Annotated in this window: 14 protein-coding genes; 7 read left to right on the top strand and 7 right to left on the bottom strand. The window is 54.8% G+C overall.

The annotated features are described in order from the left end of the window. Window positions 1-3: 3 nt before the first annotated feature. The 3 genes from E1N14_RS21465 to E1N14_RS21475 form a co-directional block, all read right to left on the bottom strand. Window positions 4-2,208, bottom strand: coding sequence for a toxin-antitoxin system YwqK family antitoxin (locus E1N14_RS21465; RefSeq protein ID WP_025009114.1), 2,205 nt, complete (start codon window positions 2,206-2,208; stop codon window positions 4-6). 127 nt (window positions 2,209-2,335) lie between these two features. Then, entirely contained in the window at window positions 2,336-4,129 is a 1,794-nt protein-coding gene (locus E1N14_RS21470) for an AMP-dependent synthetase/ligase (protein WP_025009113.1), read from the bottom strand. Window positions 4,130-4,512: 383 nt separating this feature from the next. After that, window positions 4,513-4,896 (bottom strand): GntR family transcriptional regulator, encoded by a 384-nt coding sequence (locus tag E1N14_RS21475; protein WP_025009112.1) that lies wholly within the window; start codon window positions 4,894-4,896, stop codon window positions 4,513-4,515. Between the two features lie 83 nt (window positions 4,897-4,979). On the opposite strand from E1N14_RS21475, the gene E1N14_RS21480 reads away from it, so the two are divergent. From E1N14_RS21480 to E1N14_RS21490, 3 genes are read left to right on the top strand one after another with little or no spacing between them, the layout of a single operon-like run. Then, the gene (locus E1N14_RS21480; protein ID WP_025009111.1) at window positions 4,980-6,470 is read left to right on the top strand and encodes an alpha/beta hydrolase; all 1,491 of its coding nucleotides are present in this window, start codon (window positions 4,980-4,982) and stop codon (window positions 6,468-6,470) included. Beyond that, window positions 6,467-7,201: an ABC transporter ATP-binding protein gene (locus tag E1N14_RS21485; RefSeq protein ID WP_028780402.1), complete on the top strand. Its 735-nt coding sequence runs from the start codon at window positions 6,467-6,469 to the stop codon at window positions 7,199-7,201. The genes E1N14_RS21480 and E1N14_RS21485 overlap by 4 nt, the downstream gene beginning before the upstream one ends. Continuing rightward, entirely contained in the window at window positions 7,198-8,334 is a 1,137-nt protein-coding gene (locus tag E1N14_RS21490) for an ABC transporter permease (RefSeq protein ID WP_371872533.1), read from the top strand. The genes E1N14_RS21485 and E1N14_RS21490 overlap by 4 nt, the downstream gene beginning before the upstream one ends. A gap of 130 nt (window positions 8,335-8,464) precedes the next feature. On the opposite strand, the gene mog is transcribed toward E1N14_RS21490, so the two are convergent. The 4 genes from mog to E1N14_RS21510 all read right to left on the bottom strand — a co-directional run bounded on the left by mog (window position 8,465) and on the right by E1N14_RS21510 (window position 11,139). Beyond that, window positions 8,465-8,998: a molybdopterin adenylyltransferase gene (mog, locus tag E1N14_RS21495; protein ID WP_025009110.1), complete on the bottom strand. Its 534-nt coding sequence runs from the start codon at window positions 8,996-8,998 to the stop codon at window positions 8,465-8,467. 73 nt (window positions 8,999-9,071) lie between these two features. After that, window positions 9,072-9,911 carry a hypothetical protein gene (locus E1N14_RS21500; RefSeq protein ID WP_025009109.1) on the bottom strand — a complete coding sequence of 280 codons (840 nt, stop codon included), beginning with the start codon at window positions 9,909-9,911 and terminating at the stop codon, window positions 9,072-9,074. 16 nt (window positions 9,912-9,927) lie between these two features. Beyond that, the gene (locus E1N14_RS21505; RefSeq protein ID WP_062793326.1) at window positions 9,928-10,443 is read right to left on the bottom strand and encodes an NlpC/P60 family protein; all 516 of its coding nucleotides are present in this window, start codon (window positions 10,441-10,443) and stop codon (window positions 9,928-9,930) included. Between the two features lie 75 nt (window positions 10,444-10,518). Next, window positions 10,519-11,139 (bottom strand): TetR/AcrR family transcriptional regulator, encoded by a 621-nt coding sequence (locus tag E1N14_RS21510; RefSeq protein WP_025009108.1) that lies wholly within the window; start codon window positions 11,137-11,139, stop codon window positions 10,519-10,521. Window positions 11,140-11,247: 108 nt separating this feature from the next. On the opposite strand from E1N14_RS21510, the gene E1N14_RS21515 reads away from it, so the two are divergent. The 4 genes from E1N14_RS21515 to E1N14_RS21530 all read left to right on the top strand — a co-directional run bounded on the left by E1N14_RS21515 (window position 11,248) and on the right by E1N14_RS21530 (window position 15,296). Next, a complete protein-coding gene (locus E1N14_RS21515; RefSeq protein WP_062793325.1) occupies window positions 11,248-12,264 on the top strand; it encodes an HlyD family secretion protein in 1,017 nt (338 codons plus the stop codon). Beyond that, window positions 12,261-13,811, top strand: coding sequence for an MFS transporter (locus E1N14_RS21520; protein ID WP_062793324.1), 1,551 nt, complete (start codon window positions 12,261-12,263; stop codon window positions 13,809-13,811). Before E1N14_RS21515 ends, E1N14_RS21520 begins: the two co-directional genes overlap by 4 nt. 69 nt (window positions 13,812-13,880) lie before the next feature. Further along, window positions 13,881-14,774, top strand: coding sequence for a pirin family protein (locus E1N14_RS21525; protein WP_025009106.1), 894 nt, complete (start codon window positions 13,881-13,883; stop codon window positions 14,772-14,774). A gap of 30 nt (window positions 14,775-14,804) precedes the next feature. Then, entirely contained in the window at window positions 14,805-15,296 is a 492-nt protein-coding gene (locus tag E1N14_RS21530) for a GNAT family N-acetyltransferase (RefSeq protein WP_025009105.1), read from the top strand. The last annotated feature ends 98 nt before the right edge of the window (window positions 15,297-15,394 follow it).

Raw genomic sequence — 15,394 nt, forward strand, 5'->3', positions numbered from 1 at the left:
TGATTAAAACTCGCACTTGTCTTTGCCGGCCCTCAGCTTACCTTGAGGATCAAACTGTTTGCCGCAAATTTTCTTGCCGTCCCGATACAGGGTTTCATAGCGGCCATCGTGATAGATGCCTATGACCACGCCATCGAAACGGGCACCATTGAAGTTGTAAACCTGTTCGCCATTGATCATCCGGTTGTATACAGAGATCCTCGGCTCCTCCTTATGGAGCTTGCCATTGATGTAACGGCGTTCAACCATCTTGTTGGCCGCCGTCAGCTCCTGGCTCTTGAGCAGCCGTCCCTCACGGTCATAGCAGATATATTCCTGTTCATAACCGTAGCTGAGGCGTCTGAAGCAAGCATCCTGACCATCTTCATAGAAGCTGTGTTGCCAACCGCACAGGTTATTGCTGGTTGCCGCGCCGTCATAATCGCAATAGAAGTTGATCTCCTGCAACTGGCCGTTGCGGTGAAAACGATAGCCATCGCCTATGGATATCCCTTTTTCTACGGTCCGAAAAGAGGAGATCCCATGGGGGCTGAAGCTGGCCTGCATTCCCTGATCCAGCCCTTGACTGAAGTTTTGCAGGCGCTCCAGTTGCCCCTGTTTATCGAAGCGATACCAGCGGCCTTCGGCGCGAGCATCACGATACTGCTGCACCTCCAGCAGTTGCCCCTGCTCACTGTATCGCAGAACCTTTCCCTGAAGGATCTCATACCAACGACCTTCTTTATCTTGGTACGCCTGATAATCATACAAACTGCTCAGTTGACCATTTTCATGGAAATACAGCTGCTGGCCATCTTGCTTACCCTGCTTGAACTGCGACAGCTTTTTCAACTGGCCACTGGCATAGAAGTAACGGCTCTGGCCATCAAGCTGATCGGCAAGATAATTTTCTTCCAGCAGTAGTTTACCGCTGCTATCCAGTCGCTGCCGCAGTCCCTGTTTCTTACCTTGATGGTAATGGGTCCGCAGCTCAGATTCGCCATCCATCTCAACCCAGAGGCCATCTTTCAAGCCATGGTCATAAGTCACCCGGTTGCCATCTTCAATCCAGGGGCCATGGCGTTTGTTGTCAAGGTACGCACCCTTGAGCCAGATTTTTGTGGGTGTGGGTTCGGCGTCACTGCCAAAATCGGCCAGAAGCTCCTCGTATTCACCATGCAATAAGCCATCTTTGTAGTTCGCAAACCCCAGCGACAAGGTTTCGTCATATTCGGATTCCAGCTTCCACAGGCCCTGTTGCTTGCCGTCGACGTACTGCCCCCGCCAAAAACGACCATCGAAGTCAGCCTCTATCCACTCGCCCTGCTGCAAGCCATTTCGATAGTCACCGGCGGCGTTGATACGGCCATTACGTGGGCTATAGCTGGCCCAACTACCATGCAACTTACCGCCCTGGTAATAGGCACTCAGTGTCACACCGCCCCAGGTGCCACCGGTAGGAGTAAACCCCAACAGCGGGCCACTGCGACCAGCCTCCCCCTCGATATCATCGCGCTGGTAAGCCACTTCGGTCACCATAAATCCTTCAGCTTCACCAATACCAAAGCTGAGCCGCTCGAAGCTGGCTGTCAGGAAGAATGCTGTCTGTCCCTCTTTGATTCTGACGGGATACTTGAGCCGATAGGAGTACGCCTGTTCGGCGCGCTTCACTGCCCGCCCCTCTTCATCCCGGTAACCCAAGAGTTGCCCGTCACTCTCCAGGGTACCTTGCAGCAAGGCCCTGATGTTGGCGTCATCAGTGGCGTCAATATCGTAAGTCATCAAATATTGTTGCGGTGGCCAGCGCTTCAACTGTTTGCGCACTTCGGCCACTGTGAAGTGTTTGAGGGAAGGAGCCAGCCGGTCAAGCCTGGGCTGCAGGCGCTGCAGCCACTGCCAATTGCTGTAGTCCCGGCCATATCCCCTGATGAAAAGTTCTGAGCCGCTCTTTAGCATCACCAGGACTTCCCGCTGCTCATCACCATCGAGATCCTGATAAAAGACGGCGACAACCTGAGTTGCTGCCGGGAAGCTGTCCAGTGTTTCACTGTCATTGTCGCCCTTTATCTGGGCCAGCAGCTGCTCGCCATCCCGGAAGAAAGACAACTGCTCATTGTCTCCTGCCGGTAGTGTCAGCGGACCGTGAGCCAATTCAGAGGCTGAAGAAAGCGGGGAAAAAATAAGGAGAAATAAGCCTGTGAGCAAGCCCGGTTGGAATAGTCGTTCCATATACTGCTTCCTTGAGAAATGACCTTGGCAACCCGGCCAAGATTGGGGGCCAATACTACAACAGCCGGTATTAAATCTAAAGGAATCATGCTATTAAAAAAGGCTGCCCAGGCAGCCTTTTTCAGAATTAACCACCATACATGGCGTTAATTTCGCGGGAATATTTGTGATAGATCATCTTGCGTCTGAGCTTGAGAGTCGGGGTAATCAAACCCGCCTCCATAGAGAAGGCTTCCGGCAGCAGGGTAAACTTCTTGATCTGTTCAAAACCCGCCAGCTCCTGTTGCAGGTGTTTGAGCCTTTCTTCAAAATGCTCCACCACATGGCTGTGACGTATCAGCTCCAGCGGGGATTCATAACTGAGTCCCTTTTGTTTGGCCCAGGCTTCCAGGGCTTCAAAGGCAGGAACGATTAGCGCAGTCACATAGTTACGGGCATCGGCAACCACCGCCACCTGTTCGATAAAGGGACAGCAACCCACCTTGCCTTCAACCCGCTGCGGCGCAATGTACTTGCCGTTGGAGGTCTTCATCAGCTCTTTGATCCTGTCGGTGATAAACAGATTGCCCTGTTCATCCAGGTAGCCGGCATCACCAGTCCTGAGCCAGCCATCTTCGAAGGCCTCGGCTGTGTCCTTGGGACGGTTGAAGTAACCGCGCATCACGGTATCACCGCGAACCAAAATCTCATTCTCGGCCCCGAGACGAACTTCCACCTCAGGCATACAGCGGCCGTTGGAACCTGTAACCCTGTTGTCCAATGTATTGCAGGTAACGGTTGCCGTGGTTTCTGTCATACCGTAACCACAGAGTACCGGCAGGTTAATGGCCGCAAAGAACGCACTCACTTTGGCATCCAAAGCCGCGCCGCCACAGGGCATCAGCTGCAGGCGACCACCGAGAGCGGCTCTGAGTTTGCCGTAAACCAACTTGTCGGCCAGGCGCCATTGCAACGACAACCAGGCACTGGGTTTGGCCCGGCCCTGCATAACCTCAAACTGGCGCTCGCCCACTGACAATGCCCAGGCAAATAACTTGCGGCGACCATTTCCGGCTCGGGCAACTTTGTCCTGCACCGCGCTGTATACCTTCTCCAGGAATCTGGGCACCACACACAGGGTGTGAGGACGCACGGCGGCGATGGCTTCTTTGACTCTTTGAGTGTCGGCAAGATAAACGTTACGGCCACCACGACTGAGCACATAGAAGCTCCAACCCCGCTCGTAAACATGGCTCAGGGGCAGGAAAACCAGTGACACCTGGTCACTGCTGAAGGGGATCTTCTGTTGATGCTGGCGCATGGCCGAGGCGAAGTTACGCTGATCCAGCATCACCCCCTTGGGATCGCCGGTCGTACCTGAGGTATAGATAAGAGTCAGCAGATCATCCAGCGTGGCGCTCTGTTCCCTGGAGGCCAGCTCAGTGCGCGCTTCTTCGGGCACTGTTTGCTCTAGCAGGGTGTCCAGGTGTTGATGATGGGGCTGCTTGAGGGTGACTTGCTTGTCAAACACCACCACGCAATTCAGTGTCGGGCACAAGGACTCCAACTCACAAGCCAGTTCATACTGAGCTTTGTTGTCCACAAACAATAGTTTGGCACCGGCATCATTGATGATATAAGCAGCTTGCTCCAGGGTGGAGGTAGGGTAAACCGGCACCACAACACCGCGGGCACGGATCACACCGACATCGACACAGGTCCATTGCGGGCAGTTGTGGGACAAGATCACGGCGCGATCCTGAACCTCAAAGCCATTGGCAATCAGAGTTCCGGCAATGGCAGCACTGATACGGTTAAATTCATTCCAGCTGACCTTATCCCAAGGCGCAGCCATTTCGAAGCCTTCCAGGGCGATATGCTCTGCGCGCGCTTTAAGCTGCTGGCGCAAGAGATGGGTGATTCTGTACTGCTCTAGAGACATAACTCGGTTTACCTTTTTAGCTTACAGCTGTTCCGCTTTTGAGATTCTACCCCAAGGCTCAGGCAAACATAAGAGCTTTTGCTCTAATTCCGTACAGTATCACGCTCCACTCATAGAGATCAGACCAGTTGTTATATCAGGGTTCCAGTACTTCTGTACGCCATAATCTATTGCGGCCAAGATGAAACAACGCCCTTGGTAAAGAGCAGCCTGACCCGCGCCACCGCAGCTAAGGAAGGTGCCTTGAACGCCAATTGCTGTGCAAGCCACTCTCTACAAAAGAGAAGGCCACGAGGACTTATTCGCACCTTCCCTAAGACTCACAGTCCAATCTTGGCGAAATGCAATAATCGCCCGGCCGGCTGCTTCATACTTGTTCCCTGTTATTCCTTGGTTCGGGGCCAATGTTTGACTATCAACTGTTGCAGCCCCTGTTGCGACAACCCCAATTGCTGCGCCGTTGCCAACAAGTCTTCAAGCTGCGGCATTATAATGGCCTCGGCCGACAAATTCTGATGGGCCCGGCGCTGGGCTACCCGGGTTGCCTGGCCGCGTCGCCGCTCCAGCCATCCCTGCTCCACCAACTGTTTCACCGCCCTGGAAACTGTCATGGGGTTTACAGCCAGATGCTCAGCCATCTGCCGCACCGAGGGCAATACGGTTTCCTCGGGCAGTTGGCCGCCGACAATCAGATGGATAATCTGCTCGCTCAATTGACGGTAGATGGGTTCGCCGCTGCCGGGGTTGACATGCAATAGTTCTAACATTAGCCTTGAAACACTGTATTAATACATTGATACACCAATAAAACTAACACACTCCGGCAGGAATGCCAAAAAGGAACACAAGCATGAAGCAAAGGAACTTTGGCCGGCACCACAGGCTTGCCGTAACCAGCATGCTGCTGTTGGCACTGGGGCTTTGTTGGACGCCGCTGAGTCAGGCACAGACAGCTTCCGAAAGCACGGGCTGTTATGTCGATGGTCTGTCTGAACGTCTGCGTTGCGGCACGATTCGAGTACCGGAGGATCCGCAAAAGCCCGAAGGGCGCCAGTTGGCAATCCACTATGCCGTCTTGCCGGCAATCAAGAATACCGCCCCCAATGAAGCCGTACTGGCCATCGCCGGCGGGCCGGGACAGTCGGCCATCGAAAATGCCGCCACCTTCAACCTGATCTTAAGCAAAGTGCGTCAAAACCGGGACATATTGCTGATAGATCAGCGCGGCACCGGCCAGTCCAACGCCCTTGAGTGTGCGGCGTTGGATCTGGAACAAACCCTGGCCTATAACGACGAAGCGCTCGATGTCGAACAGGAAACCCGTAACTGCCTGAGTAAGTTGGATGCCGACATCAGCCAATACGGCAGCGAGCAGGCATTGCACGACTTCGAAGCAGTTCGCCGGCATCTGGGTTATCAGAAGCTGCACCTTTATGGCATCTCCTACGGCAGCCGCATGGCTCAGCTCTATATGCGCCACTATCCCGAGGCACTCAAGACAGTGACCCTGGATGGCGTCGTGCCTATGCAGCAGAGTGTGCTGGCCATAGGTGCCGCCATTGGCCGGGCCCAGGATCTGCTGCTGAGCGATTGTGAGCAGGACGCTTTGTGCGCTCAGACCTACCCACAGCTGCGTCAGGAACTGAACCAGCTGGCCGAGCGCCTGGGGCAACATGCGGTGATGAAGAAGGTGCCTCATCCGGTAACCGGTGATATCGCCATGCTGACCCTGACCCGTAGCAAGCTGCTTGGCAGCCTGAGAATGGCGCTCTACAGCCCCTCGGTCAGAGCTCTGCTGCCCTACGCCATCCACCGGGCGGCCATGGAGGAATACCAACCTCTGCTGGGATTAATGGCTCTCAGTGTCGATAGCACAGGTATCGCCATGGGCATGCACGCCGCCGTGGTTTGCGGTGAAGATTGGCCCAGATTGACCGCCGCCGAGCGCCAACAGGCAGAGGCCAGCGTCATAGGCAAAGAGATGCTCAGCAGCCTGGACAGAAGCTGCCCTATCTGGAATGTCCCGGCCGCGGCGGCCACCTTTGCCGAGCCGATAGCCAGCGATATCCCCACTCTGTTGCTTTCCGGAGCCAAGGACCCCGCCACGCCGCCTTCCTGGGGTGAGCTGGCCATGGCTCAGTTGAGCAACGCCAGACACTTGATCTCCCCCTATGCCACCCATGGTGTTGCCGCCCAGTCCTGCGCCAATGAGCTGATCGCCGAGCTGGTCAAGGGCACGGCGCCGGACAAGTTGGACGGCGAGTGTCTCAACAAAGATGTGCGTCGCAGTTTCTATCTCAACGCCAGCACAGTGGAAGCCATTCCAGGAGGAACAAAATGATCAAGGTGACCAATCTGAGTAAGCGTATTGGCAAGGTTCAAGCCCTGGATGGCCTGAGTTTCAGCGCCGAAGATGGCATGATTACCGGCCTGCTCGGCCCCAATGGCGCCGGCAAGACTACCTGCCTGCGCACTGTGTTTGGCCTGCTGAAACCGGATGAAGGCATAGCCGAAGTCGACGGTATAGATGTCGGCCGCAATCCACTGGCGGCCAAGCAGCAACTGGGGTTGTTTCCGGATCCCTTCGGCCTCTATGAACGCCTGAGTCCGAGGGAATATATTCGTTTCTTCGCCGAACTCAGCGGCATGCCGAGCAAGGCCGCCAAGCAGGCGACTGCCGATGTGCTCGGCAAACTCAAGATGGACGATATTGCCGACCGCCACTGCAAGGGCTTTTCCCAGGGACAGCGGATGAAGACGGCACTGGCTCAGGCCATAGTGCATCAACCGACCAATATTATTCTCGACGAACCCACCCGCGGGCTGGATGTGATGAGCACCCGGGTACTGCGGGAGCTACTGTTGGATCTCAAACGCCAGGGCCACTGTGTGTTGTTCTCCAGCCATGTGATGCAGGAGGTAGCCGCTCTCTGTGACAAGGTGATAGTCATGACCCAGGGACGCGTGGTGGCCGTTGGCAGCCCGGCCGATCTATGCCGTCAAACCGGTAAGGAGTCATTGGAAGATGCCTTTATACAACTGATAGGCACGGATGAGGGGATAGCCGCATGATGAGTCGACTCTTGACACTGGTTCGCAAAGAACTGCTGGATGCCGCCCGCGACAAGCGTTCTGTGATGGCCGGTCTCTACTATGCCATAGGCACGCCGTTGATCATGTGCGGTCTGTTTGTGGTGCTGATTGGTCAGCTCTCCAGCCCGGATGATCTGCAAATTCGCATAGACAACGCCGAACAGGCGCCGGATCTGGTGCGCTATCTCGGCCAGAAGGGGATCAATCAGGACAGCGGCGAGCAGGCAGGCGCTCTGATACTGCAGATAAGCGAGCAATATCGGGCGCAGATGGCCAAAGGCGAAAGGGCCGAGGTGATCCTGATAGCCGACAACTCGGATGAAAAGCTGCAGAAATCGATTCGCCGTCTGGAGCGGGCGCTGCAGGGTTACTCCTCCGAAATGGGCAGCCTGCGCCTGCTGGCCCGCGGCATAGATCCCAGGATAATGCAGCCGATTAAGGTGCAATTGCAGGATCAGGCCACGCCAGACTCCAAGGGCGGAATGATCCTCGGAATCGCCATCTTCACCATGATCTACTCGGTATTTATTTCCGGGATGAATCTGGCGATAGATACCAGTGCCGGCGAACGTGAACGCAACTCATTGGCGCTGTTGCTGAGTCACCCTGTCACCCCGAGGCAATTGGTGATCTCCAAGCTGCTGGCGGTGACAGTGTTTGCCATGTTGGGCTTGATCCTGATTTTGCTGATCTCCAAGTTTGCCTATCCCATGGTGCCCTGGCAGGAACTCGGCTTCAGCATCAGTATCAGCGCCGAGTTTATCGCCCTGATGCTGTTGATAGGCTTGCCGGTCGCCCTGCTGGCCGCCAGCATGCAGCTGTTTGTGTCCTTCCTGGCCAAGACCTTCAAGGAAGCCCAGTCCTATCTGACCATAGTGCTGTTCGTGCCCTTGGCCCTGGCAATGACCGCCAGTTACGACATAGCGCCGGACACCTTGCAGTGGTTGCCGGTTTCGGGGCAGCAACAGGCATTGATGGCCTTTATCAAGGGTAAGGAGTTGCCGCTGCTGCAGCTGTTGGTATCCAGCTTGCTGACGTTGGCTATAGCCGCAGCCCTGGTGCTGGGGCTGGAGCGCTCCCTCAAGAGCGAAAAGGTGGTGTTTGGCCTCTGATCCAAACCCCAAGGCCGCAAAAGAAAAGGCAAGCCGAGATTCAGTGTTGGCTTGCCTTTCGATTGCCGAAACCCCGAAACCCGCCCCCCGAAACCCAAGGGTATCGGCAGGATAAAAACCGGGGTGGCGCTTATTTCGCCTTGGGACGAAACGGCTTGATCACTGTCTCGTCGCATTCGAGGAAGGGGCCTTCCATCAAATCTATGCAGTAAGGAATCGCCGGGAATACCGCATCCAGGCACTCACGAATCGACTTGGGCTTACCCGGTAAGTTGACTATCAGGGTGTCGTCTCTCAGCCCGGCGGTTTGCCGTGACAGAATCGCCGTTGGAACAAACTTGAGTGACTCGGCGCGCATCAGCTCGCCAAAGCCAGGCATCATACGGTCGCACACGGCTTCGGTCGCCTCGGGCGTAACATCGCGCTTGGCCGGCCCTGTTCCCCCAGTGGTCACCACCAGACAACAGCCGTCTTCATCGGCCATCCGCTTGAGGGTGGCTTCAATCACCGCCCTCTCGTCCGGGATCACTTCATAAACACTTTCCCACTCACTGGTGAGATAAGCATTGAGAGTCTCTATGATCGCCTTACCGGAAATGTCTTCATAGACTCCGGCGCTGGCACGGTCACTAACGGTTACTATCCCGATTTTGGCTTTGGCCATGCTGTTCCCCTTGGCAAAAATGCTTGTGTTGCAGTGGCGCCTAACATACCACAATTAGGCTTTCCTGCCCCCATCAGCGGGAGCATTTTGTCGTCTCGGGGGCGGGAGTCTCAAGAGGCTTGGTTCTCAAGCGGTGCCAGGCGCTCAATACCAGCAGATACAGGGTCGCCACCACAAACGCCAGCACAGTTCCCCAGGCAATGCCGAGCAGCGGATAGAGCCAGCTCACCGCAATCACATAATACATGAGCGACCCCAGGCCTCTGGGATAATGCTTGATAATGGTTTGCGCCTGCGGCGCACCATAGGCCAGATGAATGATCAACAGAAAAGGATAAAGCGTAATGGGGAAAGCGGCCAGAATACCGGCCTGAGCCGGCGTCAACAGTTTGGCTGCCGCCGTGACAAACAGCACTATCATGGCGGCCGCCGCAGCCCTAAGCAGCAATACCAGCGGGCTGAGTCGAACGGGCTTGGCCACAGTGGCGTCCGGTATTTTGGCAAGCACCAAGCCCACAAGCACTATCGCCAGCAGCAGCGCCAGGCTTCCGCCGAGGAGATTAAGATTCAACAGACTCAGAAGATAGCCACTGAGGCCAAAGGCCAGCAATCCCAGCCCTGAACCCAGCAGCGCCACCAAAGGCAGTGGCCGCTCGCCGCCGAGACGAATACCCAGGGCATAACCACAAATCAGCAGCAACGAAGCGATAAAACCGGACAAGGCCGCGGTGGCACTGGCGGCGGCAAAGGGCTCACCCAATTCAATGCCGATAAAAAACAGCGCGATAGCCGTACCCAGTGGATAGCCGGATAAAATACCCGCCACTCTGGGGCTGACCCGCTCGGCCACCAGCGACAGGCCCACCACGGCTATAATGGCGGTAGCTATTTTGGCGAGTAACAGGCTATCCATCTCCCTTCTCCCGACACTAGAGCAGACGCCTGGCCTGCCAATATTTTTGCTTCCAGTAGCTGTTATCCAGCGATGAGATCATCACCCCCTGACTGGTAGAAGCGTGCATAAACTCATTGTTGCCTATGTAGATCCCCACATGGCGGCTACTCCAGCCAGTCTTGAAGAACAGGAGATCGCCCACCTTGAGCTGACTTTTCTTGACCGCGAACCCCAGCTTGCGCTGTTCATCCACGGTGCGCGGCAGCATGATGTCGCTCAATCGCCGGTAAGTCAGGCTGACAAAGCCCGAACAGTCGACACCTCGCTTGCTCATGCCTCCCAAACGATAGGGAACCCCATGCCATTCTCGCTGCATCGTCAGCAGCTGCTGCTGTGACAGGGGCGCTTGGTCAGAGCGCTTGGCTTCGGACTCTGTGCCGTCTTGGGGCTTAGCCACAGTAGCCGGAGCGGAAACAGGATCGGGACGACCGGAACAGCCACTCAGGGCGCCCAACAACAGGAATGTCGCCAATATCTGCCACAGCTGCATGCACTTTCCAACTCAGATGCCATTGAAGAACCCCTAATGTGCAATAAGCCGCCGATATTTGCAAAATAGTCCCGACTAATGTTTGAGAATACCACCAAGGAAAATATCCACTATCGAAGCCACCAAGACTTCACGCTCACTGCCGGTCAAAGGTTGCCTCAGTCCCAAAGCCACTTTGAAATAAAGATTGTCGCGCAAAGTACCAACAAAATGTTCAGCTGCCAGATGACAGTCAATCTCCCTGAGTTCTCCACGTTTGGCAGCCGCCTCCAGCAACTGCGCCAGCTGTTGCACTGCCCGTTTTGGCCCCTGTTCGAAGAAGAGTTGTCCCAGTTCCGGAAAACGTTGGGACTCCTGCAGGGCTGTGCGGTACATCACCAGCATCTGCGGGCGACTATAGAGTTCCAGCAGCCTCAGCCCCAACTGTCGCATCAAGGGTTCCAGCTTTTGCTCCTCTGAAGCCGGAATGCTCATGGCTGCCATCATCTCGCTGGCACAGTCATTTACCAGAGCCTTGAACAGACCCTCTTTGTTGCCGAATTCGGTATAGATACTGCGCTTGGAGCCACCAACCTTGTCAATGATGGCATCTATGCTGGTCGCGGCATAACCCAGCTCAAAGAACAGCTCACTGGCCACAGCCAATATTGCCTTTCTACGCTCATCAGAACTTAACCTATTGTTTAACTGAGACATATTAATATTCCACTTCTCAAACAATCTACAAACACTTGACTTGGTAATATACGTTACCATATCCTTTCGAGCAATTGGTAACCGTGATTACCAAAAAAGGAACCCATTATGAAATCCAAATTAACCGGCATACTCTTGCTCTCTTGTTTGCTATTGGCTTTTGGCGCTTATTGCTGGCATCAGGCGGAACAGATAACTACTGACAACGCTTATATCCAGGGTGACATCATCCCGATAGCCCCCAAAGTTGCCGGCTATGTAGTGGAAGTTGCGGTGGATGACAACCAAAGAGTCAAGGCCGGTGAGCTACTGTTTCGTATTGATGACAGAGACTACCTTGCCCGCCTGGCTCAGGCCCAGGCCAGTGTTGCCGCCGCCTCGGCCCAATTGACCAGCCTGGAAGAAGAGTTGCGGCTGCAGAAAATCCTGATCGCCCAAGCCAGAGCAAAAGCCGAAGCCGCTGATGCCCAGAAAACACTGGCACGCCAGACACACGAACGCCATCTAAGATTGCTCAAGAGTCACTCGGTCAGCCAGTCCTTGGTAGATGAAAGCCGCGCCGCCATTACCGGAAGTGAAGCCTCTTTGGTCGCAGCCAAGGCGGAAATATCGGCCCAGACCCAGAGACTGGCTTTGTTGACTGCCAAACAATCCAGCGCCCGAGCACAGCTACAGCAAGCTACCGCCAGCCAGGAGTTGGCCCAACTGGATCTGGACAACACCCGAGTTTTGGCTCCCTGCGACGGAGTCGTTGGCAATCGCCAACTCAGGGTGGGCCGTTACCTGCAACCCGGGGCCAGCATGCTGGATTTGGTCGGAGTCGACCGACTATGGCTGGTAGCCAACTTCAAGGAAACCGAGATTGCCAAGCTACAACCTAAACAAAGAGTGCACATAGCCGTTGATGGCTTTCCTGAGCTTAAGCTTCAAGGCAGCATAGATAGCCTGGCTCCCGGCAGTGGAGCCAGTTTCAGCCTTTTACCACCGGATAACGCCACAGGTAACTTTGTCCGTGTAGTCCAGAGAGTGCCGGTAAAAATCCGTTTCGATGCCATGCTGGAGAACCAAGCATTACTGCCTGGGCTATCGGCCAGAGTTACTCTGATAACAGGAAGCACACAATGAAAGCCAGAGGCTGGGAACTGAGCCTGGCACTATTGCTGGCGGTATTGGTCGATGCCCTGTTGGGCTCTGCTCTGAACATGGGACGCTTGGATTTCATGGGTGATATTCAGGCAAGCCTGGACGAGTTCAACATGCTGGAAATCTGTTATCTGGGAGCCAGATTGAGCTGCTTTTTGCTGGCGCCTTGGTTACTGAGTAATGTCAGACCCTTGGTGTGCCTCAAGTTCACCTTGTTGCTGTTAATCTTGACGGCCATGTTGATGACATTGCAGCCGGCACTTTCCTGGCTCTATCTGCTGCGACTCATTCAGGGCGCTGCCGGTGGTCTGTTACTGGTGAACGCTCAAAGTATGTTATTCCGCCATTGTCTCAGACAACACCAACCCTCGCTGCAAGCCATCTTTGCCTGTGGTGCCGTAGTGGCCCCTGCGACTTTTATTGGCGGTGGTCAAGGCTGGGTGATAGATAGCCTCTCCTGGCATTGGCTATTTATTGCTGCTGTGCCTCTGGCATTGATGGCTCTGTTGACACTCGAGCTGCTGCCCACCACCGCAAATGGCGGACGAAAAACAAGGCGCCGCCATACACCAGGAGATTTCCCCAGCCTGTTGCTGGCACCATTGGCAATGTTTCCGCTCATGTATGTATTGCAGCAGGGAAACCGTTGGAACTGGTTTGACTCAGCTCACATAGGCCCGTTGTTACTTTTGGGAAGCCTGTCGCTGCTGGGTTTCTTTGTCCGGCAGCAGCGTCTGGTCACTCCCATGTTGTCTCTGTCTGTGTTTCAATATCGTGATTTTGCCTTCGGGCTTGGAGTCAGCCTGATAGCCGGAGCGGCATTATTCGGCAGTGCCAGCCTGATCTCGGGATTCAGTATAGGTGTACTCGGGCTTACGGCCACAGAAGCCGGCGGCATGTTGGTTCAGAGTGGTTTTGCCTTTTTGTTTACCCTGGGCGTTGCTGCCTTTGTGATACAAGCACGGGGAGCTTCCCCAATAAGCACAATCCCCTTTGGATTGTTAGGTTTCATGCTGGCCATGTGGTTACTGGCAAACTCAGGCCCACAGAGCGGAATAGCAGATATGCTCCCGGCGGTCTTATTACGCGGATTCGCCATGGGCTGCCTGTTTTTGTCGCTGACACTTATCGCCCTTTCCTCTTTGCCCAAGGCCCGTATGACTCAAGGAGTGGCTCTGTTCAATTGCAGTCGTCAATTGGGTGGACTGGTTGCGATAGCCGTGCTGAATCGCTTATTGGAAGTCAAAACCAAGGCCGGTGCCACAGCCCTTTCTGCTCATGTAACATCTGGCAGTGCTCCGCTGGCCAAGCAGCAACTGGCCGCCATGGGACAGCTGACAGCCGAGGGCATGGAGGGTATTTATGCCCAACAGTTAACCCAGGTACAATTGGCGGGTACATTGTGGCACCAAGCAAAAATTATCGCTTTTAACCAAGGATTTACTGCCTTGGTGATCATGTTTCTCTGTGCGCTGCCACTGGTTGTTTTGTTCAAATTGGGACTGAAACGCAGCCCCTCATTGCGCTGAAACAGAGTGGTTGCCAAAGGCCGAGAAATAGTCGAATCTGGGTGGGTGACAACAGATAGGAGTCACCCAATGAAGCCAAAAGAAGAGCAGCAAGCCAAACCAAGCGCCCCAGAACGCCTGGAGGCAAAAGAAAGTGATGTCGGCGGCATTCCGGTTGCCAGGGCCATTCCCCAGAAAGCCAGGCGCCTGATAGGTCCTTGGTGCTTTCTCGACCATATTGGCCCGGCATCTTCAGGCCCCTTGATGGATGTAGGCCCCCATCCGCACATAGGTTTGCAAACCTTCACCTGGATGCTGGCCGGCGAAATATTGCACCGCGACAGCTTGGGAAGTCAGCAACTTATCCGCCCTGGACAAGTCAACCTGATGACCGCTGGTCACGGCATTGCCCATACCGAAGAAGCGCAGCCGGGGCATGCTGAGTTACATGCGGCCCAGCTCTGGATTGCCCTTCCCGAAGCCCACAAAGATACCCAGCCCAGATTCGATCACTATGCCGACTTGCCTCGTTGGACCGAAGCCGGGGTCGACTTCACCCTGCTGATAGGTCAGTGGTTACAGCGCAAGTCTCCGGCAGTACATTTCTCTCCCATCATAGGTTTGGATCTCTTGAGCCATGATTCCGCCTTATTGAATCTGCCTTTGGATCCCAATTTCGAGTATGGCCTGATGCCACTCGAAGGCTGCATGCAAGTTGATGGTGAGCCCTTTGCCCAAGACACTTTGGCCTATCTTGGATTGAATCGCACCGAGGTTAGTCTGGAATTGGCGCCCGAAAGTCGGATTTTGCTGCTTGGCGGTACGCCGCTGGGAGAAGCCATCACCATCTGGTGGAATTTTGTTGGTCACAGCAAGGCTGAAATTGCCGCGGCTCAAGCGCAATGGCTGGCCGAAGATCCCCGCTTCGCAGCCGTGCCCGGCTACCGGGGTAAACGCCTGTTACCCCCGGCGATCCCCTGGTAATCAATCTTTTGGCTCAAGGATGGGCACACTATGATGCTTGAATTCACACCTCAGTCCCAATTGTCGGCCTCAATGGCCACGGCCGCAGACACAGCTTTTATCCAAAAAGTCTTCAACTCCTGCCGCAGTTATTTTCTGCATCTGAGCCTACCCGAGGAGATGGCTCAGGTGCTGTTGTTACAACAGTTTCAGCTGCAACAAGCCTGGTTCCAGAATCACTATCCCAATGCCATTACCCAAATACTCCGGGTGCAAGAGCAAGCGGCAGGAATACTCACCCTAAACACGGGTACTGATGCACTGCATATTCTGGATATGGCTTTGTTACCTGAGTATCGGGGACAAGGCCTGGGCAGCGAATTGCTGAACGCCATTCAATCTCTGGCCCAGCTAAAACAACTGGCGGTATCCCTGATGGTCGCCAGGGACAATCCGCAAGCGAAAAAACTGTACTTGAACAAAGGCTTTGTTACCCAGGATGTTACCGAGACTCACGAATTGATGCGCTGGCACTGCCACTAAGTACCAGCTGCTGGCCTGCAAAGATACAACTTACCTCCCTCCGCAATTCTCTGCCAACCACCCAATCAAAGTTAAAATCCAGTAACAAACTTGTTATT

Origin of the sequence: Shewanella algae (assembly GCF_009183365.2) — a bacterium.
Lineage (GTDB): Bacteria > Pseudomonadota > Gammaproteobacteria > Enterobacterales > Shewanellaceae > Shewanella > Shewanella algae.